General features: G+C 43.9%; 24 protein-coding genes and 1 pseudogene. 12 read left to right on the forward strand and 13 right to left on the reverse strand.

Annotated features, from left to right (window positions below; all coding sequences use genetic code 11):
* Positions 1-69 precede the first annotated feature (69 nt).
* Both AB4512_RS16260 and AB4512_RS16265 read right to left on the reverse strand, forming a co-directional pair.
* On the reverse strand, positions 70-1,113 hold the full coding sequence (locus tag AB4512_RS16260; RefSeq protein WP_372175180.1) for a nickel/cobalt transporter: 1,044 nt from the start codon (positions 1,111-1,113) through the stop codon (positions 70-72).
* A gap of 137 nt (positions 1,114-1,250) precedes the next feature.
* Positions 1,251-1,973: a DUF1007 family protein gene (locus AB4512_RS16265; RefSeq protein ID WP_372175181.1), complete on the reverse strand. Its 723-nt coding sequence runs from the start codon at positions 1,971-1,973 to the stop codon at positions 1,251-1,253.
* Between the two features lie 475 nt (positions 1,974-2,448).
* Between AB4512_RS16265 and AB4512_RS16270 the strand changes: the two genes are divergently transcribed.
* Both AB4512_RS16270 and nqrM read left to right on the forward strand, forming a co-directional pair.
* Complete coding sequence (locus tag AB4512_RS16270) at positions 2,449-2,895, forward strand: NifB/NifX family molybdenum-iron cluster-binding protein (RefSeq protein WP_017059102.1); 447 nt, start codon at positions 2,449-2,451, stop codon at positions 2,893-2,895.
* Entirely contained in the window at positions 2,892-3,089 is a 198-nt protein-coding gene (nqrM, locus tag AB4512_RS16275; RefSeq protein WP_009846971.1) for a (Na+)-NQR maturation NqrM, read from the forward strand. Before AB4512_RS16270 ends, nqrM begins: the two co-directional genes overlap by 4 nt.
* 63 nt (positions 3,090-3,152) lie before the next feature.
* Here the strand turns inward: nqrM and AB4512_RS16280 are convergent, their stop codons facing one another.
* Entirely contained in the window at positions 3,153-3,431 is a 279-nt protein-coding gene (locus AB4512_RS16280) for a DUF134 domain-containing protein (RefSeq protein WP_029235478.1), read from the reverse strand.
* Between the two features lie 34 nt (positions 3,432-3,465).
* Between AB4512_RS16280 and AB4512_RS16285 the strand changes: the two genes are divergently transcribed.
* Positions 3,466-3,915: a PaaI family thioesterase gene (locus AB4512_RS16285; protein ID WP_017065470.1), complete on the forward strand. Its 450-nt coding sequence runs from the start codon at positions 3,466-3,468 to the stop codon at positions 3,913-3,915.
* A gap of 34 nt (positions 3,916-3,949) precedes the next feature.
* Positions 3,950-4,078 (forward strand): annotated as a pseudogene (locus tag AB4512_RS16290) (ABC transporter substrate-binding protein); the annotation flags it as partial.
* A gap of 42 nt (positions 4,079-4,120) precedes the next feature.
* Here the strand turns inward: AB4512_RS16290 and AB4512_RS16295 are convergent.
* Positions 4,121-4,324: a hypothetical protein gene (locus AB4512_RS16295; RefSeq protein WP_017059106.1), complete on the reverse strand. Its 204-nt coding sequence runs from the start codon at positions 4,322-4,324 to the stop codon at positions 4,121-4,123.
* Between the two features lie 364 nt (positions 4,325-4,688).
* On the opposite strand from AB4512_RS16295, the gene pnuC reads away from it, so the two are divergent.
* From pnuC to AB4512_RS16310, 3 genes are all read left to right on the forward strand, one after another.
* A complete protein-coding gene (gene pnuC / locus AB4512_RS16300; RefSeq protein WP_017069647.1) occupies positions 4,689-5,423 on the forward strand; it encodes a nicotinamide riboside transporter PnuC in 735 nt (244 codons plus the stop codon).
* Between the two features lie 8 nt (positions 5,424-5,431).
* Positions 5,432-6,160: a nucleoside phosphorylase gene (locus AB4512_RS16305; protein WP_372175182.1), complete on the forward strand. Its 729-nt coding sequence runs from the start codon at positions 5,432-5,434 to the stop codon at positions 6,158-6,160.
* Between the two features lie 125 nt (positions 6,161-6,285).
* The gene (locus tag AB4512_RS16310) at positions 6,286-6,966 is read left to right on the forward strand and encodes a Crp/Fnr family transcriptional regulator (RefSeq protein ID WP_372175183.1); all 681 of its coding nucleotides are present in this window, start codon (positions 6,286-6,288) and stop codon (positions 6,964-6,966) included.
* A gap of 145 nt (positions 6,967-7,111) precedes the next feature.
* Here AB4512_RS16310 and AB4512_RS16315 read toward each other — a convergent pair whose 3' ends face one another.
* The 6 genes from AB4512_RS16315 to AB4512_RS16340 all read right to left on the reverse strand — a co-directional run bounded on the left by AB4512_RS16315 (position 7,112) and on the right by AB4512_RS16340 (position 12,697).
* A complete protein-coding gene (locus AB4512_RS16315; RefSeq protein WP_065583695.1) occupies positions 7,112-8,815 on the reverse strand; it encodes an FAD-dependent oxidoreductase in 1,704 nt (567 codons plus the stop codon).
* Positions 8,816-9,083: 268 nt separating this feature from the next.
* On the reverse strand, positions 9,084-9,986 hold the full coding sequence (locus AB4512_RS16320) for a VirK/YbjX family protein (protein WP_372175213.1): 903 nt from the start codon (positions 9,984-9,986) through the stop codon (positions 9,084-9,086).
* Positions 9,987-10,306: 320 nt separating this feature from the next.
* A complete protein-coding gene (locus AB4512_RS16325) occupies positions 10,307-10,450 on the reverse strand; it encodes a hypothetical protein (RefSeq protein WP_017059112.1) in 144 nt (47 codons plus the stop codon).
* Between the two features lie 25 nt (positions 10,451-10,475).
* Positions 10,476-10,751: an HU family DNA-binding protein gene (locus AB4512_RS16330; RefSeq protein ID WP_017059113.1), complete on the reverse strand. Its 276-nt coding sequence runs from the start codon at positions 10,749-10,751 to the stop codon at positions 10,476-10,478.
* A 356-nt stretch (positions 10,752-11,107) separates the two neighbouring features.
* The gene (locus AB4512_RS16335; RefSeq protein ID WP_017065484.1) at positions 11,108-11,803 is read right to left on the reverse strand and encodes a VC0807 family protein; all 696 of its coding nucleotides are present in this window, start codon (positions 11,801-11,803) and stop codon (positions 11,108-11,110) included.
* 321 nt (positions 11,804-12,124) lie between these two features.
* Entirely contained in the window at positions 12,125-12,697 is a 573-nt protein-coding gene (locus AB4512_RS16340; RefSeq protein ID WP_372175184.1) for a YceI family protein, read from the reverse strand.
* 276 nt (positions 12,698-12,973) lie between these two features.
* Between AB4512_RS16340 and AB4512_RS16345 the strand changes: the two genes are divergently transcribed.
* Both AB4512_RS16345 and AB4512_RS16350 read left to right on the forward strand, forming a co-directional pair.
* Positions 12,974-13,690: a DUF1826 domain-containing protein gene (locus AB4512_RS16345; protein WP_372175214.1), complete on the forward strand. Its 717-nt coding sequence runs from the start codon at positions 12,974-12,976 to the stop codon at positions 13,688-13,690.
* A 344-nt stretch (positions 13,691-14,034) separates the two neighbouring features.
* On the forward strand, positions 14,035-15,921 hold the full coding sequence (locus AB4512_RS16350; RefSeq protein WP_372175185.1) for a methyl-accepting chemotaxis protein: 1,887 nt from the start codon (positions 14,035-14,037) through the stop codon (positions 15,919-15,921).
* A gap of 106 nt (positions 15,922-16,027) precedes the next feature.
* Here AB4512_RS16350 and AB4512_RS16355 read toward each other — a convergent pair whose 3' ends face one another.
* Entirely contained in the window at positions 16,028-16,429 is a 402-nt protein-coding gene (locus AB4512_RS16355) for an ACT domain-containing protein (protein ID WP_102547849.1), read from the reverse strand.
* Between the two features lie 145 nt (positions 16,430-16,574).
* A complete protein-coding gene (locus AB4512_RS16360; protein ID WP_372175186.1) occupies positions 16,575-17,468 on the reverse strand; it encodes a LysR family transcriptional regulator in 894 nt (297 codons plus the stop codon).
* A gap of 160 nt (positions 17,469-17,628) precedes the next feature.
* Between AB4512_RS16360 and AB4512_RS16365 the strand changes: the two genes are divergently transcribed.
* The 3 genes from AB4512_RS16365 to AB4512_RS16375 all read left to right on the forward strand — a co-directional run bounded on the left by AB4512_RS16365 (position 17,629) and on the right by AB4512_RS16375 (position 21,959).
* A complete protein-coding gene (locus AB4512_RS16365) occupies positions 17,629-18,528 on the forward strand; it encodes a Vmh family MBL fold metallo-hydrolase (RefSeq protein ID WP_136978813.1) in 900 nt (299 codons plus the stop codon).
* A 310-nt stretch (positions 18,529-18,838) separates the two neighbouring features.
* Positions 18,839-19,654 (forward strand): TauD/TfdA family dioxygenase, encoded by an 816-nt coding sequence (locus tag AB4512_RS16370; RefSeq protein ID WP_017059123.1) that lies wholly within the window; start codon positions 18,839-18,841, stop codon positions 19,652-19,654.
* A 256-nt stretch (positions 19,655-19,910) separates the two neighbouring features.
* Positions 19,911-21,959, forward strand: a complete 2,049-nt coding sequence (locus tag AB4512_RS16375) for a response regulator (protein ID WP_372175187.1) — start codon at positions 19,911-19,913, stop codon at positions 21,957-21,959.
* A gap of 211 nt (positions 21,960-22,170) precedes the next feature.
* On the opposite strand, the gene cqsA is transcribed toward AB4512_RS16375, so the two are convergent.
* Positions 22,171-23,352 (reverse strand): alpha-hydroxyketone-type quorum-sensing autoinducer synthase, encoded by a 1,182-nt coding sequence (gene cqsA / locus AB4512_RS16380; protein WP_372124755.1) that lies wholly within the window; start codon positions 23,350-23,352, stop codon positions 22,171-22,173.
* Between the last annotated feature and the right edge of the window lie 112 nt (positions 23,353-23,464).

Genomic DNA, 23,464 nt, shown 5'->3' on the forward strand with positions numbered 1-23,464 from the left:
AAGGGCTAGTGTTTTTTAGTAAAAATGGTAAAGGTCGCAATAAACTGAGGTTTGTTATTACATCGTTCGCTACATAGTGAAAACAGGCGACATACCGCTGTCTTGTCCACTCATTAGCAACAAGCCAATTAAGACAAGCAAAACCCCACCAAAGAGTTGTAAATAATGACCTGCGGCTTTCAGTGTCGCACTGTTACTCTTGCTACCTGCAGCCAAATAGCGTTTTACCAAGTTCTTGCCTGTTAGTGTCATTATAGCAATCGTCGAGGTTGTGAAAGCAGTACCAATCGCCATTGCAAAGGCACTGACAACCCCCATCCAATATAAGCCAACCATGTTTGCGAAAAGCAGAACCATAATCGCGCCAGTACATGGTCTCACGCCTATCGTCACGATGATTCCCGCATATTCTCGGAGCGTTGAGGCTTTGTTAATTGCGTCTGCATCGGCAACATGCTGGTGGCCGCACCCACAGTCGGCGTGAGAATGATCTGCATGAGTGTTAGCTGCGGCTTGCATTGTGCTAGTAGCGTCGATTATCGGAGAAGGGGCTGATATTGATGAACGAAGTGCCATTGGCGAACGCGCTGAAATTGTCGCAGCTGTGTCTGTTGCGAGTGTAGTGATGGCTTTCACTTTCAGCTTAGGCTTACGCATAGCGGTGTAGATGTTTTTCAAAGCCTTCCAACATATAAGCGCGCCGACGACCGCGACTAAGGCAAAGCTTAATGAAACAAACATATTCGCTTTGTCATTCACTACTCGCATGGAAGCACTAAAGCCCCACAGCAACACGCTTACTAGTAAGATTGCGACCAATGCTTGTAAAAAAGCGGAGACGACCGTAAGCACTAAACTCGCCTTGGCTTTGGTTGGGTGAGTCGCTAAGTAAGTCGACACGATAACTTTGCCGTGCCCAGGCCCCAAAGAATGAAGCATGCCATAGATAAAGCTGAACCCGATAAGGTAACTGCCTGCGCCCCAAGGGTTGGATTTAGCTTCATAGAGCAGGTCTGCAAGTTCTGAATTGACTTCTCTTTGCCATTGAATGCTAGAGATAACTAACGATGGCCACATGGACCACAGTTGATACGCACCAATAGCAATAAGCACGAACGCGCCAGCACCAATGAGGTAGTGATTGATTTTTCTTCATTTAACAAGAACCTATATCTGAAATCTTTCTGTTAATTAGTTGCCATGCTTAATCAGCTAGACGCTGACTTAAAGGCTGAAACGAATCACTGCGACTAAGAAGCGGGAACCGCCGCACAATGAAGCTCAACCGATTGTGTAAACAGTTGGCCTAGCGTGTTATCTGGATCTGCATCGACAGGTAAAGACATTGCATAACTCATTTGCTCTGGCGTCGGGTTAGGCTCGATTAATTCTAAATGGCATTGTCTTGCTAGTTCAGGTGACAATGTCACGTCGCTGCTGGATAGCCACGACATGTCGACAAAGTAACTAGGGTCAAAAATCAATACGCGAAGCGAGTTTCGTGTCACAGGCTTAGGTTTAGAAAGTGGTAGGTCAAATGTTAGAACCATCTTGGCTTTATCACGCTCAAACTTTGCGTTCTCAACCACCTGATATTTGATGGGCTCTTCACCATCATAAAAGTACGTGAAGTAGTGCTCGTACATCATGTTTTCGATTACAGACGCAGCGAGCTTTTTGAATGTTTCAGTTTCTGTATCGGCAGAGACGTCTTCTCCATCCAACATGTACATCGAGGTCATTGCATCAAAAGACCACTCCATAGAGAGACCGGTGATCATGCCATTCTCTCCCTCAATATGAGTTTTCATCTCTATCCAAGAGTGAGGGTGGGCATATAGATTTGGCGCAAAACACAATAATGCTAGGCCAACAGTCAAGCCCTTGAGAGAGCGAAAGCATGTCGAGAAACGGCTTACATAGCGTGTGGAGAGGCGATTGATGGCATCGATTAGAATAAATGGCTGTTTCATGAGAAATGATGGTAATTTAGTGTGATGTTATATTATAACAACTCGATGCGTTGTTCACTTCAAATTATAAGCTTGTTTACATTGAAGCCGACTGCAATTCTTGATTTTCAATCCAACCTATTTTTCCTATAAACATCTTTGATTGGTCCCTAATTCGACATTATTCAGACTAGTGTGTGACGTTGAATAGTCGATTAAGCTCTCGGTTGTGCGAGGCCTTTTTGTAATGGGTTTGAGCTTGGCTCTTGATAACAGGCATTAACAACGCAAAAAATACCCCCAATAAAAATACTACCCCCTAGTATATATGGTTATTTGAAAGGTAACTGAGATAGGCTGAAGATGACGGTAAGTTTGGGTGCTTGTGATCTTAGTTATCGATCCAGTAAATCTTATTTTTCACATGATAGTTATTGGCATATGCCAGTAATGGGGCGTATGCTGAACTCCTGATCATCAATAACAGGAAGTTACTATGTTATACGCAGTACCTTGTCGCGACCTTCATGTTGGCAACCACTTTGCTCGTTCCCCACAGATCGCGATTGTCGATGAACAACGACAGATAAAACAGATTGTTCCTTTGATTGACTCCGACACCTCTTGCAATAAAAAGAAGCAATGGATTTCGGTTCTCCGTTCTTACGATGTGAAATCTGTGGTGGTTCGTTATATTGGTAAGAAGATGCTAGCGCACTTGTTCAATAACGATATTCGAGTCTTGGCATCGACAGGTAAGGCAGAAATCGGGGCTTTGGATTTCGACAATCTACGGGAAGTGACCGATCTCGATTATGGTCGCGAGCCGAGAAATAGTGGGTGTGGCAATAAAACGTGCGGCGAAAACGGGCACAAAAAACAAGCTTCGATTCTAATGGTACAGCCTAATCAGCTAGGTGCTATTCGAGGGTTCCGACAATGACCTTTTTGTTGACGCTATTGGGGTTTGTCGGAGTCGTTACATTGATGGCGATAGGCGTGATTTTTTCGCGCAAGCCAATCAAAGGTAGTTGTGGAGGACTCGCACAGTTAGACATTGAGCGCGAATGCAATTGCAAGGATGTGTGTGAAGGGCAAAGCCGAAAGTTATATCAGATTACTGAGCCATCAAGCTAAGTATCGAAGTAAGCATCAGAGTTCTCGCTCACTGAGTTAAATAACTTCTGGCTAACACGTTAATTAACTACTTTGAATCACCAACGCGTGACCATTGACGATGCACTTGGCGACTTTAGCTCGTGCACGCTTGATAATGTTGCCGAACGTTTGGCGAGACACCTGCATTTGTTCAGCGGCTTCAAGCTGGCTCAGGCCTTCTTGATCAGCCAAGCGCAAGGCTTCGAGCTCTTCCAATAGCAATTCTTCTTTATGAAGCTCGTCCATAGGAACACCATTGGGCTTAAAACAAGAGTAAGCCGTACGGGTACACAACTGGCGATGTTTTTTTGGTCGAGCCATATCAATCTCTAGCAATCTATGGGTAAAGGTAAGTATGAAGGTTTTCATTCCACACAATCATCGGCGTTGCCAAGTGTGCAGCCAAGGTTTTTTCAACGACAGCGCCATTTGTTTTGAAGCTATTGGCGAGCATGACACTTTAACTAAGCATGAGGCAGTAGCTAAATATAAAACCAGAGCCAAGATTGTACCAACAGATAAAGCTGAGGGCTACGATGGCATCATGCAAGGTGGCATTGTCACTACACTGCATGACAGCGCGATGTTGCATTGTCTATTTCAGAATGATATCAAGGCGATGACGGTGAGTTTAACCTCTCGTTTTCATCATCCGATTTTGATTGGTCAAGAACTGGAAGTTCGTGCCCAGTGGGTGAAAAGTAGACGTAATATCTACTTCCTAGAAAGCCAAATTACTCAGTGCGGAAAGTTATGTTCGTCGGCACAAAGTCAGTTTATGTCAGTTTCTAGCTATCAAACTTAAGCTTGGTATAGCGGTGTTGTTTTATCAGTTATAAAAGTCCAACTACGGTTTCATAGTCACTGAAAATAACGTGTACGAAGAAGAGATTAACCGCGCCCTGTTGAAGATTCGTGAGTCACGAAAGTGGCGTAAAATCTTGGTCGATTATTTCGCAGATCAGTAATCGAAATTAGAGGCTTATTCAAAAGCTTTTGGACTTTCGCCGTTACAGTTGATCTGAATCTGAGGCCTTGATCTTTTTGAAGTATTTAAATGCACTCCAAACCGCGTAAGCCGCAACCCCTACAATCAATGCCGAGCGAAGGAGAATAGGCGCATCATGCTCAAGTTGACCAACATGAGGAACAATACTGGCAAACAATCGACTGGTAAAAAGCAGCCCCATTACTAACATAATTACTTTATTCATGTGACCTGCCATTCAATTGAGTACGTTGCACAGAACGAGTTTTGGGGCGATTACACGGTTAACACGCCAGACAACGATTCTGCTCGAGATAAAATCATGCGCTTCTCAAACGTAACCGTCAATGCGATATCGGCGTTAAGCCAGTAAGCTAAAATTTCGTTTTTGGAAGGGGGCTGTTCTGGTGCTGGAGTTTCGAGTTCGAGACTGTGGAAGGGCTATGACATCTTCCCGTGAAATTGATTTTCCGGATTTAATATTCTGATTTATGATCGCATGCATTCTAGGGTGGACAAATGTCCTCCTTTTTATTTGGAGAGGCGCAATAAAATAGGTGCCACTAAAACAATTAATAAAGGACACATCTATGGACCTATTCGCTCTACTTGATATCAACAATACTTTAGTCAATATCCCAATAGGGGATGGCTACGCAATGAGCTGGATTGAAGCATTCGGCACCGTGTTTGGTTTGTTGTGTATTTGGTTTGCAAGCCAAGAAAAAACCATTAACTACCTGTTCGGATTGCTGAATGTCACCTTATTCGCGGTTATCTTTTTCCAAATTCAGTTATACGGACTGTTACTTCTACAACTCTTTTTCTTTTGCGCCAACATTTACGGTTGGTACGCATGGACACGTCCTAATGAGCAAGGTGAAACGCTAGAAGTTCGTTGGTTGAGCCAAAATAAACTAGTAGCAACGGCCGTAGCGTGTGCGATTTCTATTGCTTTGTTAACTATGTACATCGACCCATTCTTTTTTGCGCTAGCAAACATCGCGGTAGATAGCCTGAATCTATTTGGTGCGGATTTAGCGGAGCCAGTGCTTGAACCGGATGCGTTCCCATTCTGGGATGCCACGATGACCATTCTATCTATTGTTGCTCAAGTTCTTATGACACGTAAGTATGTTGAAAACTGGATACTGTGGATTGTGATTAACATTATCAGCGTTGGTATTTATGCGACGCAGGGTGTGTACGCAATGTCTGTTCAATACGCAATCTTAATGTTTATTGCGGCAAACGGTACTCGTGAGTGGGCACGCACAGCTAAACGAAACAGTGATAAATCGTTAACTCAAGCAACGGCTTCTTAGGAGTGAAGATGGCAAAGCAACCTCATATCTGCGTTGATGAAACGCAAATTGCTCCGTTAGTTATTGTTTGTGGTGAGCCAGATAGAGCGAATCGAATCGCGAGCTTGCTTGAACATGCTGAACTGGTCTCTGAAAACCGTGAATATCGAATCTTCACTGGTCAATATCAAGGTAAAGCGATATCGGTTTGCAGCACGGGCATTGGTGCACCTTCAATGATCATTGCGGTAGAAGAGCTTAAGTTTTGTGGTGTGACTCATATTGTCCGAGTAGGGTCTGCAGGCGCAATGCAGTCACATATCGGGCTTGGTGAGCTAATTATTGCAGAGGGCGCGGTTCGTGATGAGGGGGGATCTGCGGCTTACGTTAAACCGTCGTATCCCGCTTATGCAAGCTTCTCCCTGCTCAAAGAGCTAGATGGGTTCTTGCAGCAGCAGTCAACACCTTACTATTTAGGAACAGTGCGCTCACACGACAGTTTTTATACCGATGATGAACAGGCGCTTTGTCAGTACTGGAATGGCAAAAGCATTTTAGGTGCAGACATGGAAACATCCGCGTTGTTTACCGTGGGACGCTTGAGAGGGCTTAATGTAGCTTCTATCTTGAACAATGTTGTCTTGTATGAACAAGATGTAAAAGAGGGCGTTGGGCAATATGTCGATGAGGCTGAGGCAATGATGCAAGGAGAGCGGCTAGCGTCATTAGCGGCACTGGAAGCATTAATTACTCAATAAGAGCCTGAATAAATGCAAGACGAAAGCGATGGGAGACCGTCGCTTTTTTATTGGGTTCTCTCCTGTGGTTTAAGTGGTTACAATCGTTTGAATATAAACAGCAGTAATGTAATGAGAGAGTAAGTATGAAGATTGCACCATACTCAAGCGGACGCTTTAAAAACTACTTAGAACAAAAAAGCTCTGAATTTAGAGATCTCATCTACCAACACCAAGTTAACTCTCGTTACTTCAATCAAAATGATGAAATCCTACGTCAAGGTGAGCAGCTTCAGTATCTTTATGTAGTGCCCGCAGGAAGAGTCTCTATGAGTATTTCCGCGGCTAATGGGCGACGCTTTCAATTGGGCGAAGTGAATTGTGATTACCATATCTTCGGTGAGATGGAGTTTTTCACGCAGACCCCTTGTCAGTGGAACGTAGTGGCTGATGAACACATGCAAGTTGATGTTATTTGCATTCAGAGATTAGCAGAAGCACTACTTGAAAATCCGGGGATGATGTTCTTCTTTGCCTCTGCATTGGCGGAAGATTATCAAGACTCTATGGGTATTTACACTAACCGTCTTTTACACTCAATTACCTACAATATTGCGTATGATTTATTGGTTCAAAGCGAGACTAACACTGTGTTAGGCGGTTTCGATAAAGTGAATCAAGAAGCAGAACGATTTGGTACATCGAGCAGAGTGTATCGAAGAGCGGTTAAAGACCTATTAGCAAAGGGTTTCATCAGAAAAGGAGAGCAAGGGTTAGAAATTGTCGATCAGCGAGCACTGCAAGCTTTTATTGACTCCTACGAATAATAAAAGAGCTTGGCACTTACTTAAATGCCAAGCTCGGTTTTTCAATGTTTACTATTAACTACTCGCATCTATTTATGAGCGACTTTCTCTCAGCAACTAGCCCGTAAGTGTCCGCGCACCATTACCGGCGACTAAGTATTAATCCTTAAGCTTTTGCATACATGAGTGTTCTATAACCACCGATTAAGTTGCGTGCTTTAAAGCCGTTGTTGACGAGTTGGCGATAGGCCACGTTACCACGTAACCCGACTTGGCAGTAGATTACAATCTCTTTGTCTTTTGATAGTTCGTCCATGCGGTGACGCAGTTGGTCGACAGGAATGTTGATTGCGCCTTCAATAAAGCCACCATTTTCTAGTTCGCCAGGGTTACGAACATCGAGTAGGAGTTGGTTGTCGCTTAATGTTGCAATCTCATCGAAATGAATAGGTGTCGCGTCACCTTTAATAATATTGTTGGCAACAAATGCGGCTTGGTTAATCACGTCTTTGGCACTCCCGTAAGGTGGTGCATAGGTTAATTCAAGGTGTTGAAGCTGATCAACGGTCATACCTGCACGTTGAGCTACTGCCATAACATCAATGCGTTTATCAACGCCATCTTTACCGACGGCTTGCGCACCTAGTATTTTCCCTGTCTTAGGGGCGAATAACATCTTGAACGAGACAATCTCAGCGCCAGGATAGTAGCTAGCGTGGCTTGCGGTATGCACATAGACTTTTTCATAGTCGACGCCTTCACGCTTCAACTGTTTTTCGTTTTTCCCTGTTGAGGCAACGGCTAGGTCAAAAATCTTACAGATAGCTGTGCCCTGTGTACCTTGATAGATTTCATTGCGTCCGAGCATGTTGTCGGCAGCCATACGACCTTGACGGTTAGCAGGGCCAGCAAGCGGAACTAGAGTTTGTGCACCTGTGACAAAGTCTTTTTCTTCGACCACATCACCCACAGCGTAGATGCTAGGATCGCTAGTCTGCATCATTTCATTGGTGTAGATACCACCTAGTTCGCCAATTTGAAGTCCTGCTTCTTTTGCTAACTTAGTCTCAGGACGCACACCGATAGCCATGATTAAGATATCAGTAGTTAATGACTCGCCATTATTAAGTGTTAATTCTAATTCACCCTCTATGTGTTGGTGCTTCTCGCTCTCGCCTGAATCAAAACTTGCGATGTGTTCGTTAGGTATATATTTCACAGACTCAAGCGCGACGCCGAGTTTTAGGTCGATGCCTTTGTCACGAATCTCCGCATGGGCAAAGCCGGCCATTTCCCGGTCTACTGGCGTCATTACTTGGTCAGCCATCTCAATCAACGAAGTCTTTATCCCAAGCTGATGAAACGCTTCCATCATTTCCAAGCCGATAAAGCCACCGCCAACAACTGTCGCGTGCTCAGGTTTATTCATTTGGATTGTTTCGATGATGCGATCCATATCTGGAATATTGCGTAGTGAATGGGTGAGGGGGTTATCGATTCCTGAGATGGGAGGAACGACGGCACCGGCTCCAGGGCTGAGTAATAAGAAGTCGTAACTCTCGCTGTAGTGATTACCATCAACAAGATTTTTGACTGTAACGGTTTTATTGGTGCGATCAATAGAGGTAACTTCGTTCATCACTCGTGCGTCAACGTTGAAGCGAGCTAAGAAGCTTTCAGGTGTTTGTAACAGAAGCTTGCTTCTATCCTCGATATCGCCACCTATGTGGTATGGCAATCCACAGTTGGCAAAAGAGACGAATGGTCCTCGTTCAAACATTATTATTTCGGCTTCTTCACTAAGACGACGAGCGCGTGCAGCAGCTGAAGCACCTCCAGCTACGCCACCGATGATTACAATTTTAGTCATACGTTTACCTATTACTGTCTCTAAGTTTAACTATACAAATTGCCGAGCATAGAGCTTGTATCTTCTTAATGATCAGTACTGGCTGGTCGCCGGCGATTGAGTAGTTTTCGAAATACCTAGATACTATAAAGATGTAAATTAGCATTGTCTAATATTTATTTTGAAGCTATCACCTCGGGATTGAGCGTTTGGTCCAAGGGCTGTGATTAGACTAAAGCACGCTAGTAAAGGTAATACGCGTTAGCGAGTCGAGTACAGGTTAGCCAAATTAACTGTCATGAGCATAATGAACAGGATCACGGATGTGCTGACTGATTACGTTCTTCAGATCTTGTTCATACAGATCTAGCCAGGCATAACGCTCGCGATACAACTTACGCTTTTGACGTTTTAGAGCTTCAAGATCTTTCCTGTTCGGGTTTGTCGGGAGACGATAGAAATAGTTATCATGCACCTGTCCATCGTGCTCTTCCCACAGACTGTCGTATTTAAGGCTGATGTCTTTGTTTTTCTTACCGTAGCGTAATGAGTTCGAGACATGACCAGACTCTTTTACCGCATAGATATTGTCGATACCCAAGTTAATAGCGAGCAGTCGTAGTGTTTCTACCATGAAGGATTTAGGTCTTAAACCGTAAAAAGCTTTGGTGAATGTGCGGGTAAATCCATTGTCATTGGCGCCACCCTGTATACCGCCGATGTAGATGTTGTTGTCGAAAACAGTAAACGAAATGGTATACATTTTTTCGAGTTGAGAGTTGGTCAATGAAATTGTCAGTTCACCTTCTTTTCTCGCGTTTCTTTCGAAGCTGAGATTAACCAGATAAACGTTGTCATCTATCTCAAGTTTTAAAAGATTGAGCCTTTCGTTATAGATTTGGTGTCTAGCTTCTGTTGCGAAGGTGTTTTCAAACCAGTCGTAGTGTTTGGATAAGATATCGATCTTTTCTTTATTGCTAAAGCCAGTACATAAGTAGGGAGTCACAAATTTAGAAAGGAAGTTGGGTTGCTTGATAAATAATAACTTTCTCTCTTCAGAGTTGAAATTATTACTCATTTTTCGAGTAGCTGAATAATAAAACAGGGCTCGAATAGTAAACTTAACTATCGCTTTGTACTTACCCTTATTTTTATGGGTATTTGCTTCAATCCCCATGCGAACGACATTCATAATCACCTCAAAGAAGAAGGATTGCTCGAACATAGTCGTGTCATGAACCCTTCCAATAATCTCACCAATAACAAGAAAATGATGATAGTGAAAAAGGTGATTTGGGTAAGTATGGATATGTATAGCTATGTAACTCAATCAGTTACTTAGCGTTCAGATTTTGGACAGATGTGTTTGTCGCTTTAGTGGGGAGGGGTATCAATGTTATTTATTAGAGGCGCTTGCTCCTAAATCAAAAATGCCACTACAAATCTGCAGTGGCATTAGAACGATAACAAACTATCACCTTGCTTAAACCTAAACTTTAGTTCTTATATAAACTAAAGTTCTAACAGTTTAGCCAGTTCACGCTCTTCGAGAAGCTCTTCAATGCGTTGACGAGTCTTAGGCGTTTCGGCTTGCGCTTTAGTCGACTTGCCTGCTTTTTTGCTTCGGCTCGTTTTCGCTTTTTCCTTAGTCGTCATCGTAATCTTCCTTGTGTTTTTTGTGTTACAGGTTGCACGTCTCTTTTAGTGCCTTGCCCGCTTTAAATGCTGGCGTCTTTGATGCGGCAATCTGAATCTCTTCTCCGGTTCGCGGGTTACGACCAGTGCGAGCAGCTCGAGAGTTAACTTTAAAGCTACCAAATCCAAGGATCGATACGTCATCACCGTTCGCAAGCGAAGTAGAGATACCTTCAACTAGCGCATTTAGTGCTGTGCCTGCTTGGTCTTTTGAGATGTCTGCAGAAGTCGCGATGTGTTCAACTAATTGAGATTTGTTCATAATCTATATTCCTTATTGAGTACGGCTGGCGTCTACCTTTAGCACCTAGCTTATGCGATCTTATCAACAGCAATTGAAATAATGTCAGTGAGCGGGTAGAGCTTTGTAAAGTAACCAACAGAATTGACTATAAAAGCATCTGTCGGTTCAATCAATGCAATTCATTGATTATTATTGGTTTATAGACATGTTGCCCAAATTTACTTGAGAAAAGAGCATTAGGGTTGCCCGTTCGATTCATAATCCAAATCGAAGCTGTCATCTATCACGTTGATAACGAAAGAGTAAAAACAAAGAAGCCCAGCTTAATTGCTGGGCTTCATGTTGTGCTGTCAGAGCGATTTGTTAATTCAGAACTATTTAGTAATAAAAATTTGTTCTGTTTCTAGTGATGTCATCGTGCGAACTTGACGCCAAATGTAGTAGAAAATACCTAACATCATCAGCATGCTTGGGATGGCGATTGCTGGGTAGCTGTAAAGTGTCAGCTTGCCAAGTTCTTCATTAAAGGCAGCGGTGCCAGCAGGGCTAGTCACAATCCAAGTCGCTAGGAAGTAGTTCATAGCTGAAGAAAATGCGAAAGTACTCGCGAATAGGTAGTTGGATGTCATTAGACAACGATCAAACTTTGCTTGGTTACCGAACTGCTTTAGGCGCTCTTCAATAAGAGAGATATTTAACAGGGCCGGTGTGAAGATAACTTTCTGGATAAACGGGTAGCGGGTGAAGGTAGAGCCAAGAACCGCCAAACCAATTAGACCAGGGATTAATGCTTCTTTTAGTGCTAACCAACGAGTGTCTAGCTCAAAGAAACCAATACCGCCCGTTAATAGCACGCTGACGAAGCCAAGCGCCGCTATGAAGTTGAACTTCTTGTTGCGGATCAACTCCATGCCACCGTAAGCAATAGGGAAGGCTAGTGCGACAAGTAATGCTAAGCCTGTTCCGAGAAGCTCATCTCCACTGAACTTCATTAAAATGAATGAAGGAAGAAAGACGTTAAACACGACTTCGAAAAGAGGACTCGATTTTTTGTTTTCTGTGTTACTCATAATTTCTAAATACATTATGTTATGGATTTATTCTCAGGGATTGTTGTTTACCTTGCCCAAGATGTAAAGCCTTAAGGCGTCATGCTGTGTAACGACATGTGACATCAACGACATCTCTGAGCCTATATAACGCTCAATTTAATACTTTGTGAGGGATGTTTATCTGGCCGACTTGGGGAAATCGAGTGGAAATTTTGGTTTAGTTTATTCAAACCTAATTCAGTTTATTGCGTTGTCGCGTACTCTTACTCACATTCACCGCTCTCAAACGATTGATGAATGTGAAATGAGGGAGAATAGAAAGGAATAGTTATAAGTCCATTATTGGTCGAAAAGTAGGTTAAAGCTTAAAGGGATTTGGTCGGAAATCGCTAATCCACCCACGGTCGCTGAAAGTTTGTTTAGATTCTCTGTCGATATCCCAAAATCAGCGCCGTTGACGATGAGTGTCGAAGCTGAGCTAACCATGACAAACCCTGAGGATGGAACCACCACAACTGGGAAGTCGATCGTTTTGGTTACGCCGTGTAAAGTAACTTCCGCTGCTACTGTTGTTCTTTTTGGATCACCAGATAGCATCGACGGTTCAACCTTCCCAGAGATCTTCACTTCAGGAAAAGTCATCGATTCAAAGTAGAGTTCATTCAGTCTCTGGTCACGAATAGCGACTCCGGTGCTCACGCTTTTCAAGTCCAATACTATTGAAAACTGACCCTCTTCGGTAAGCCCTCCAGACATAGGTTTGATGGATGCGGGCTCGACAACAAACTGCTTTTTAATGGTCGCGAATGTGATGTTCGATAACTTCGGATCTAATGTGTAGCCCGACTCCGCGAAAGATTGAGCGGAGATAACGGTGCATAGGAGGCCGAATGTAGAGATTAGTTTTTTCATAAGTTGTCACCAGATTGATGAGTTCACAGGTTTACGTTCTTGAGTCGTACGTTTTTAAAATGACTTTTTGGAAAGAGTGATTGAGAGAAGCTTAGTTCAGCATTCGAAAAATTACCGCAGGAAAAGAAGAGCGTCGCTGTATTACTGGAATCATGATCGACGAAGTGACTTGTTTATTTTTAGCTATGTTATAACATAACCAAAATTACTCTGGCCAAGAATAATTATTCTGTTGGTAAAAGGGAAGCGATGAGCATGTATCAAGGAGACGACGTAATGAATGCCGTGTTAACCAAGCCTTTGGCTACCAATAGCAGCCAGCCACTCAACATTAGTTCAGCTGTGAGTATTCAGGATAAGGCAAATCACAAGCCAAGCTTGAGTGCTTCTGAGCAGCCAACGGTATTAGCGGATATCTACCAAAGTGATATTAATATAGCGGTATGGCAGCGACAGTTTGATGAAGGCTTAACGACGGCAATTAGTGAATTTATCGCCTTGAATCCAAACTTTAGTAAGTCTGTTAGCGTGTCACCTGAAAATGCTTTCGATAAGTTGGAATTTGCCACCGATGGCACCGCCTCTAAAGCGCTGTTAGAAAACATGTCAGAGCTGGTGGATATGTTCTGTTGTTTGTTTGAGCTTGAAGAAGTCGGGTTGCGTTTAGCCGTTCTGAATAAAGCGATGTGTCCACGTTTCCATTTTGATCAAGTGCCTTGCCGCTTGGTGACAACTGATCATGGTGTTGCGACTCAATGGTTGCCAAACGACTTAGTCGACCGTTCTAAGCTAGGGCTAGGGGCTAACGGAAAGCCTGATTCTGTTTCAGGCCTGTACAACGACGAATCTGACATCCAGAAAATGGCCAGTGGTGATGTTGCGTTATTAAAAGGGGAGCGTTGGAGTGGCAATGAGAATAGAGGCCTTGTTCACCGTTCACCAGTCACTTCATCTGACGAAACACGATTGCTGTTAACGTTGGACTTTGGTTGATCAACTTTTGACTACTTTGTCCGCAACCTGTTTCTATTCAGACGTTCAACACGTTTAAATACCTTCCTAATGATCTAACGGTATAGCGCGATCTGTGCCGTTATTACTCTCAAACAGAGACACTCATCAGCTGACCATGTTTAACACATTAATTCAAAATTTAGAGTTTACCATTCTCTAAATCAATGGGTTACGATGCGTGCTCTTACTCACACATATGAATAATTCAACCGGTTAGCTGGTTTCTTAATTTATTTTAAAGCGTAAAATATATCCCGCTTGCAAACCGCTTTGGCAATCAATTTGTTCGCCACGGTTTATTACTTCCAAATTATAGGTTTCCTATGTTCAAGAAACTCTCGCTTAAAAATAAGCTGGCGATTTCAGCCAGTATGGCCATTATCCTGGGGGGGATTTTGGTCGAGGCATTGTCTTTTCGTGCTTCACTGCAAAGGTTGGATATTGAAGTTGAACAGCGCTTAGAGGGCGCATCGGCTTCGTACAATCAATATGTATCGGATTGGATCTTATCCAAAGAGCGTGCGCTTACTTCTCTTTCGAAAGAGTCCAAACAAGAAAGCTTGGTGACTCATCTAAAACAGGTTCGTGACTCAGCCTCTTTTGATAATGTCTTCTTGGCATTTCCTGATGGTTCGCAAAAGAACGCGAACGGTGTTGTGTTGCCACCGGGCAATGATGATCCACGCGTATGGGGTTGGTACACCAATGCGGTTGCGAACCCAAGCAAGGTGTTCATGGATAACCCAACGGTTGCTGCAGCAACTGGGGCGAACGTTGTTTCATTAGGAACAGCAATGCAACTGCATGGGCAACAGGTTGTGTTGGGTGCTGATGTAGAAATTACAGACATCTTAAACAGTCTAGAGCAGGTGATTCTTCCAGGTGAAGGTTACATGTTCATCGCGACCAACAAAGGAACGGTTTATACGCACCCTGACACTAAGTTACTGAACAAGAATATCAGTTCACTTGGGTTAAATTTCTCCGATGTACAAAATGCTCTGACTAGCGGTAAAGACACTTCTATCGAGTTGAATGGCAGCGACTATGTTCTGTACGCACGTGCGATTGATGGAACGAGCCTGATTACTGTGAGCGTTGTTAACCATGACTCTCTGGTTGCGCCACTATTTGATGCAGTGATTGGTCAAGTGTTGGTGACGCTACTTGTGGTGATCGTATGTACCATACTGTTTAACCTGTTGTGTACGATTCTATTCCGCCCGTTGAACCACGTTTCTCAAGCACTGGCGCAAATCGCGAATGGTAGTGGTGATTTAACTCAACGCATTCATGTTGAAAACCAAGATGAAGTGGGCGAGTTGGCTCATAACTTCAATACCTTTGTTGGAAGCTTACAGCAGTTGATTGGCCATATCCGTGGGCAGTCAGAACAGCTAAACAGCCAGTCAGAGCAAAGTGCTCAGCGTGCGAACCGTTCGGTGGATGAGCTTAATCATCAGCAGCAAGAAATCACTATGGTCGCGACGGCCGTAACTGAAATGGCGAGCGCCACGCAAGAGATAGCATCGCATGCCGAGCAAACAGCAAAAGCGGCGCAAGATTCAGCGACAAGCACTAACAGTGGTCACGCTCTGGTTGTGGATACCAAAGGTTCAATCAATAACCTAGCCAATGAAGTTAATGAAGCGGGTAGTGTGATTAGCGAACTTAACAAGCATGCTCAAGAGATCTCGACTGTACTCGCAACGATTCAAGGCATTGCAGAACAAACCAACTTACTTGCTTTGAATGCAGCGATTGAAGCGGCTCGTGCTGGTGAACAAGGTCGTGGATTTGCTGTGGTAGCGGATGAAGTACGTGTGCTTTCACAGCGTACCCACTCTTCAACGGAAGAGATCAAATCAACAATTGATATCCTGCAGCGTACAACGGCGCAAGCGGTTGAGCTGATGGAGAGCAGTTCTAAGTTGGCAATACATTCAGTAGAAGATGCCGATCGAGCTTCGCATGCGCTTGAAGAGATCAATACTGCAGTTGCTTTGATCAGCGATATGGCGACTCAAATCGCGACGGCTGCTGAAGAGCAAACACATGTGACGGGTGAAATTACCCAGAACGTGACGACCATTAAAGATGTTACCGACCACTTAGTTGTGGGCGCACAGGACAGCTTAACTGAGTCGAACGAACTTAAGAGCCAAGCCGCTGGCTTAAGTGACAAAGTGGCGACTTTTAAGCTTGCTTAACTGGTTCGCTCACTGATGCCTGATCAGTGAGTGCACGTTAAGCAATAAGCCAAAGCGACGTAGATTACGTCGCTTTTTTTGTGTCTGTGAACAATCGAATTCTTTACTAATCCGCTTCTGAAAATTCTCTAAGCGCACTCATTGCGGCTTCAGCTTTGTCTTTCTGAACGAAGATATGGTCGTGATAAAAGCCAGCAATCACGTTGGCGCTAATGCCGTAAGAACCAAGCTTGGTGGCAAAGGCTGCTGTTAATCCAACCGCTTCAAGACTGGAATGTACCGACAATGTAATCAGGCTAAACACACCATCGAAGTCTAGCTGAGCTTTGGTCGCAACTTCTTCTTTCAGAACCAGTGTTAAACCTTCTTTCTCACGAAAAGTCGAGATTGGATTGAGCTGAACATAGTCTGCCAATCCCCCGCCTACAGTACAAAAAACATAGCTCCCGTCGATTAATTCTGGTGACATGGATTTCAGTAGAAGGTCTAGGTCGGTAATGGCAGCCATAGTCAGTTTCCCTGCGTGAATAAGCTAATTGATGATGTATGCAGTCACGATAGAAGCAACTGACAGTTAAGTAAAATTAATGATTTTAATTCTGCATCAGTTTTACTAATGGCAAGTTTTCCTCCTTAGTGATGGCATCGTACTTCTACCAACTTGTCGATTGTTCCATCTCGTCAGATAAATGGTCGATAAAGGCTCTTAACAGCGGTGTGACTTGTTTACGCGTTCCATAAATAGCATGAACACCGAGCGTTTTAGGTTGCCATTCAGAAAGCAGTGGCACTAATAGACCATCACGCATCAAGGTTTCCACTGAAGGGAAGGGCAGTAAACAGATACCGTTGCCTTTGAGTGTGGCAGAAAGCAGAACCTCTGAGGTGTTTGCACTGATATTCCCTTTAATCGGAACCGATTCGAGCCCATTGGGGCCATTGAACGTCCAAGCGGTTTTGCCAAAGTAACTGAACGATAAACAGTTGTGGTGCGCTAGATCTTGGGCTTCTGTGGGTGTGCCTTTCTCTTTTAGATATTGAGGCGATGCGCAAATCACGGAGCGGCATTCACCGATCTGCTTCGCGACAATATTGGGCGTCAGTTCGTTGGTTATGCGAATGGCCAAATCGATGCGTGACTCAACCAGGTTGACGGTCTGATCAGTCGAGATAATGTCGATAGAAACCTCTGGCCATTTGGCGATGAAGCGACTAATTGATTCCATCAAGAAGCTATCGACAATCGAGTAGCTCGCAGTAATACGCAGCTGACCTTTTAAATGCTCTCGGTTTTGGTTTCTGATCCTAGCTAGGGATGTTTCCAGTGCCAAAAGTTCTCTGGCGACCTCAAGTGTTTCTTTACCTGCGCTGGTTAAACTCAAGCTTCGTGTTGTTCTGTGAAGCAAGCGTGTGTCCATCCATGCTTCTAACTCACCCAAATAACGAGTGACCTTGGTTCGTGAGAGATCAAGGTGCTCTGCCGCAGCGCTTAAACTGCCACGTTCCACTATGGTGACAAAGACATTCATTGCCTCGAGTTTATCCATTGTTTTATTGCCTAGAGAATTAAACCGACCTCAGTATATGTCCGAAAACTGCAACAGTTAAAGTTAATTTGATGTCTATTTCATCTAAAAACAATCAAATAAGATATTTGGACATTCAGCGAGTTGGCAGGTGTTCAACTCCAAATATCGGAATAAAGCCATGAATACGTTATCGAAAACCCTGTTATCAAAAAGCATGCTTTTAGGAACCATAAGCCTAGGAACCGTGCTGGCATCAAGTGTTGCGCTAGCGACAGAACTGAACATTACTCACTATAACCCCGGCGAGAACGCGATATTCCCGGCAAGCTCGGTATTGGTCTCGGGTGAGAAAGAAGTGATTCTGTTTGATGCGCAATTTAGTGTGGCTGATGGACAAAATTTGGTGGAGCAAATCAAAGCCACAGGCAAAAAATTATCGATGGTTTACATCAGCAGCGGCGACCCAGATTACTACTTTGGTTTGGAACCGATAGTTTCGGCATTTCCTAACGTTAAAGTCGTTGCCAGTGAAGCCGTTGTCGCGCATATCAAACGCACCAAAGATGCAAAGCTTGAATACTGGGGGCCTATATTAGAAGGCAACGCGCCCTCTAAGGTGATTGTTCCAATGGTGATGAACGACACAACATTAAGCATCGAAGGTGAAACCATCGAAGTGAAAGAGATAAATACACACCAAGCTTACCTATGGGTTCCGTCTGAAAAAACGGTGTTTGGTGGCGTGTCGGTGTATAGCGGTGTGCATGTATGGATGGCAGATACTGCATCGAAAGAGATTCGTAGCCAGTGGTCACAATCGTTGGAGCGTATGAAAGCACTAGAGCCAGAGGTTGTAATTCCGGGTCACTATTTAGGTGAAATGCCAACAGGAATAAATGCAGTTCACTTCACGAAGGATTATGTGGCTGATATTGAAAAAGCGTTGGCGAGCAAAAGTAATCCAACATCGGTCGAGATCAGTGATTACATGAAGAAAGCCTACCCGAAATTTGAGGCTACGGAAGGCGATTTAGAACTTGGCGCGAAAGTGCTAAGCGGTGAGATGGCTTGGCACTAGAGTTGATTATCTCGGTTGTCTCCCAGAACAGTCTGAAGATTGTATGCTAGATTTATTGGTGATACACAACTGGAGATATCGATGATCTGGCTTTCAGTGAAAGTACTACAGATTGGACTTGTCTATGGATACAGGAAGTATCAAAAAACGAAAAGAGCTCCAGCTTAGGAGCTCTTTTTTTGTTTCGGAGAGACGACTTTCTATTTCAAGTGAGAAAGAAAATCAGCATTTACCCGGTTTACTGTTAGTAGTCAGATTAGCCTAGTAGCCAGATCCGCCCTGCAACTCAATATCACCAATAAGCGAAAGTATGTTGAAAATAGAACCCATTACTCCTCACATCGGCGCTCGTATTCACGAACTAGAGCTTTCTACATGCAGTGCTGATGAACTCGATAAGGTGTATCAGGCACTTATTGCCCATCAAGTGATCTTTCTCGACGGGCAGACTTTGTCTCCAGAACAACACTTGATGATTGCACAGCGCTTTGGAACGTTAGAACCTGCACATCCTTTCTTCCCTCGCGTGGAAAGTGCGCCACAGGTGAGTGTGATTGAAACAACCCGTGGCAATGCGCCAAAGGAAAGTTATTGGCATACCGACTTAACGTGGCGCAGCTTGCCGTCGAAAGCTTCCCTGTTGCATGCTCAACACATTCCAAGCATTGGTGGTGACACTATCTGGTGTTCTATGACTGCGGTTTTTGAATCTCTACATGAAGATATGAAAGCTAAGTTGAGAGGGTTGTCGGCGACTCATTCGCTTGTGGCCTTTGAAGGTATAGAATCAGAAGACATTGATCTCGATTGGCACAAATCCTTGATTAAAACAGCACAGGAGAATCCGCCAGTGGTTCACTCTGTTGTTCAAGTTCATCCTGAAACGGATAAAGAAACGCTCTGTATCAATGAACAGTTTACTCGTTATATCAACGAACTCGACCGCAAAGAGAGTGATGTTTTACTCAGCCAACTGTTTGAAATTGCGAGACGCCCTGAGTTTCAAGTTCGTTTCAAATGGGACAACGGCTCAATGGCGATCTGGGATAACAGGGTAACGCAACATTACGCAGTGATAGATTACGGGGATACTCCAAGAAAAATGCATCGAGTAACAGTGACATAGCGGTAAGCTGAACACAGTTATCAAAAGAACACCGCGCATGCCCATCCCTGAACCAAGCACTCGTACTTAAATTTAAGCGTCAGCAGGGTGCATCATTCATCTACGCTTAATAATAAAAACAAATGCGTTGGTACATATTTGATTGAAACCTCACTGCTCGGACGTGATGTGTAATATAATCGGCGCCAAAATATAAGTATAAAAACCAAATCATAGAATTAATAAACGTCAGGGCTTAGAGAGCAAAGTATTTCGTATGAACGCGATTCGTAAAGTTTACCAGTACGCAGAACCGAATTTAACCCTCGTGGGTTGGATGGGCTTTGTCGGCTTCCCAATTTACTACATTGTGTGGGAGTTTTTGTTCCCGCAACCCTACGAAAACTTAGCGCTTCGCCTGTTTTGCTCGGTATTGTTCTTTGGCATTATATTTCGCAATCGCGTCCCATTTGAATGGCGAAAATACCTTCCGGCTTATTATCAAGTTGCCGTAACTATCTGTTTGCCAGGTTTCTTCTTCTACATGCTGCTAATGAATAATTGGTCCAACGTTTGGGTTATGTCATTCATGTCGGCTATTTTCCTCCATATTTTATTGGTGCACGTGACGAGAGTGATGTTTGCACAAACCTTTGCCGGTATTGGGATTGCTACCTTGTGCGCTTGGATTGCACAAGGCTTCTACCTCGAACTCACAATGGATTGGACGCATGTGCCAATCTTTTTGTTTATCTACTTATTCGGCAACTTGTTCTACTTCCGCAATCAGGTGGAACATGAAAACAAGGTGTCATTGGCGAAGTCTTTTGGTGCGGGTATTGCCCATGAGATGCGAAACCCTCTAAGCGGATTACTTACCTCTATTGATGTCATGCAGTCCATATTGCCGAACCCTAAAAGTGGCGATCAAAAAGGGCAATATGCGTTAAGCAATGAAGAAGTGATTCAGTTGCGTGAAGTGGGCGATGAAGCGATGGAGATCATTCATTCCGGTAACGAAACGATAGATCTGTTACTGACTTCAATTGATGAAAACCGAGTCTCTCGATCTACGTTTAAGAAGCATTCAGCGCAAGCGGTGGTTGAGGATGCGATAGACAGTTTCAATTACAAGCGCTCTGCTGATAAATCAGCAATCTCTTTAGACGTACAGAGTAACTTTGATTTCTTGGGTAGCGACACTTTGTTGAAGTACGTGATGTATAACTTGTTCAAGAACGCATTCCACCATCGCAGCCCTGAAGATTTTCATATTCATGTCACCATGTGTAGTGATGAAGTGGCCAATCAAATAATGGTTACCGATAACGGATCAGGCATCTCAAATGATGTAATTCGACGCATTTTTCAGGACTTTTATACTACTGGCCAATCGGGTAATTACGGCTTAGGTTTGCCATTTTGTCAGAAGGTAATGCGCTCGTTTGGTGGTGAAATTAAATGTCAGTCTGAAGTGGATCAATGGACACAGTTCACGATGACTTTTCCGTCTTTGTCTTCCCATTCGGTGAAAGAAATCAAGAATGAACTGACTAAACTTAAGACTGTGCTAATGGTGAGTGACCAGAAAGTTCTCACCAATAAAATGACTGAGGTAGCCCGTTTTATGGGGTTTGAGCTCACGGTGTTGGATGTAGCATCAGCGCTTAAAAATAAGGAATACCAGTTCGAATTCGACTTGATATTCGTTGACATGGAGAGCTTGGATTTAAGAGCAAGTTGCCTCGATAAGATTGAATCGTTACTTTCGTTCACTGAGGCGCGAATCATTTACTTGTATGAGCGTCATCCTATCAAGCGTGTACGTAACATTTCTTTCGAGCCTATTTGGGTGGAGACACAAGTTTGGCTACTGAATACCAAGGCGACCATCGAACGCTTACTTTTCGACTCCAACTATGTGATGCCATCAGTTTCTGTAAAACCGTTAGAGGCTACCAATAAGCGCACGATCATGGTGGTCGATGACAACGAATCTCTGCGCCGATTTACGGCAATGTTATTGGAAAAGCAGGGTTTTGATGTCGTACAGAAAGAAGATGGGCAACAAGCCTTAGACGCGTTGGATAGCGATGATATTGATTTAATTCTGATGGATATCGAGATGCCAATCATGGACGGTGTTGAAGCTTCTCGTCGAATTCGAAGCGCTAACAAAGCATACTCTTCAGTGCCAATTATTGCTCACACGGGTGACAGCTCGCCAGTCACTTTAGAGAAAATGGAATCGTCAGGCATGTCAGACTTTATCGTCAAACCGGCAGACAAAAACCGACTGTTCGACAAAATTGCTCACTGGATTTGATTTGTTGCACCGTCCGGTTATCCAGCTGAACTAGATAAACAGATAAACAGATAAACAGATAAACAGATGAACACAAGAAAAGAGCTCAGCAATTCGCTGGGCTCTTTTTGTATCGCGACATGATAGCGTCCATTCAGTCCTGCCGTTTATATTGATTATCGGAAGGGATCTTATCTTTCAAAGAATCCTGTTGTGTGAATTGCCCTTACAATCACACGAACTCTAATTCCGGATGATTGTACGCTTCATGACAAACGGTGAGCACATGGTCAATATCTCTTGGTGTCATGTCGGCATTGACCGAAAAGCGGATGATGTTTTTGTTCTTGCCCGTCGCGGGGCGGCAGAAAACCGCACCGAATACATCTCGTTCTTCGAGGAAATCACGAACACGTTCGGTGTTTCTTTCACTACCACACTCTAGTGCCACAATTTGAGACTCGCTGCGGATGTTAAAGCCAATCCGTTTGAGACCGGTAGTAAGCGATTTAGCGCTTTTGAATAAGGCTTCTCGTTTGTCTTCTGCGCCTTTTATTACCTCTAATGTTTTCTCTAAACGAACCACCTCTTGTGGTAACACGGTCGAGCTGAAAATAGCTGGATACGCGACAAAAGGTAAGGTTTCTGAAAGCTGCTTCGGCCCAAGAATAGCGCCTGCACGATAAGCAAAGGTTTTAGCCAAGCTAACGGTAATGAAGTCGACTTGGTTAGTGATACCCAATGCGTGAACTAAGCCAGCACCATTTTCCCCATGCGTACCCAGTGAATGCGATTCATCAACGACAACGGCACAATCAAACTCCTGCGCCATTTCGTAGATGTCGCGTAGTGGGGCGATGGTGCCGATTGTGCTGTAAATCGAATCGACCACAATAACGCCGGAGCCGTGGCGCTCTAGCTGTTTGCGCAGGTGATTCATATTGTTATGCATAAACGGGTGGGCGAGGGCGCCTGCAGCGCGAATGCCTTCCCATAGCGACATGTGTGCAAAGAAGTCAATGTACACAGGTGTGCCCGGTGGGCAGATGGTTTGCAATAGCCCAATATTAGCAGCCCAGCCAGACTGAGAAAGCAAACAGCTCTCCATTCCGACATAGTTCGCGAGCTCAGTTTCAAACGCAGGTTTAGACTGCTCATCTTGTAAGAAAATTGCAGACATCACTACGTTGTCATCTTGTTCGACAATCGCCGCTTGATGGGCTTGTTGGATCTGTTTGTTGTGTGACAGCGCTAAGTAATCATTGCTCTGCATCACAACGGAATTACGCTGGGGGCGTTTACCCAATACTAAATGCTTCTGGCTTTGGTTCTGGGTAATCAGGTCTTGAATATAGAAGTTCAAGCGTTCTTCGATAAAGGAAGGTAGTGGTTTGTTTTTTGTTTTATCACTCATAATAGTTCTCTTCAAATACAGGAAAACGCCAGCGCTGACGGCTGTATATTGACGATAAAAAGTGATGTGTCATTAGCCAAGTTGCATAATTTTGTGGGTGCTTGCAAACTCA

The organism is Vibrio sp. 10N.222.52.B7 (assembly GCF_041474275.1).
GTDB lineage: Bacteria > Pseudomonadota > Gammaproteobacteria > Enterobacterales > Vibrionaceae > Vibrio > Vibrio crassostreae_C.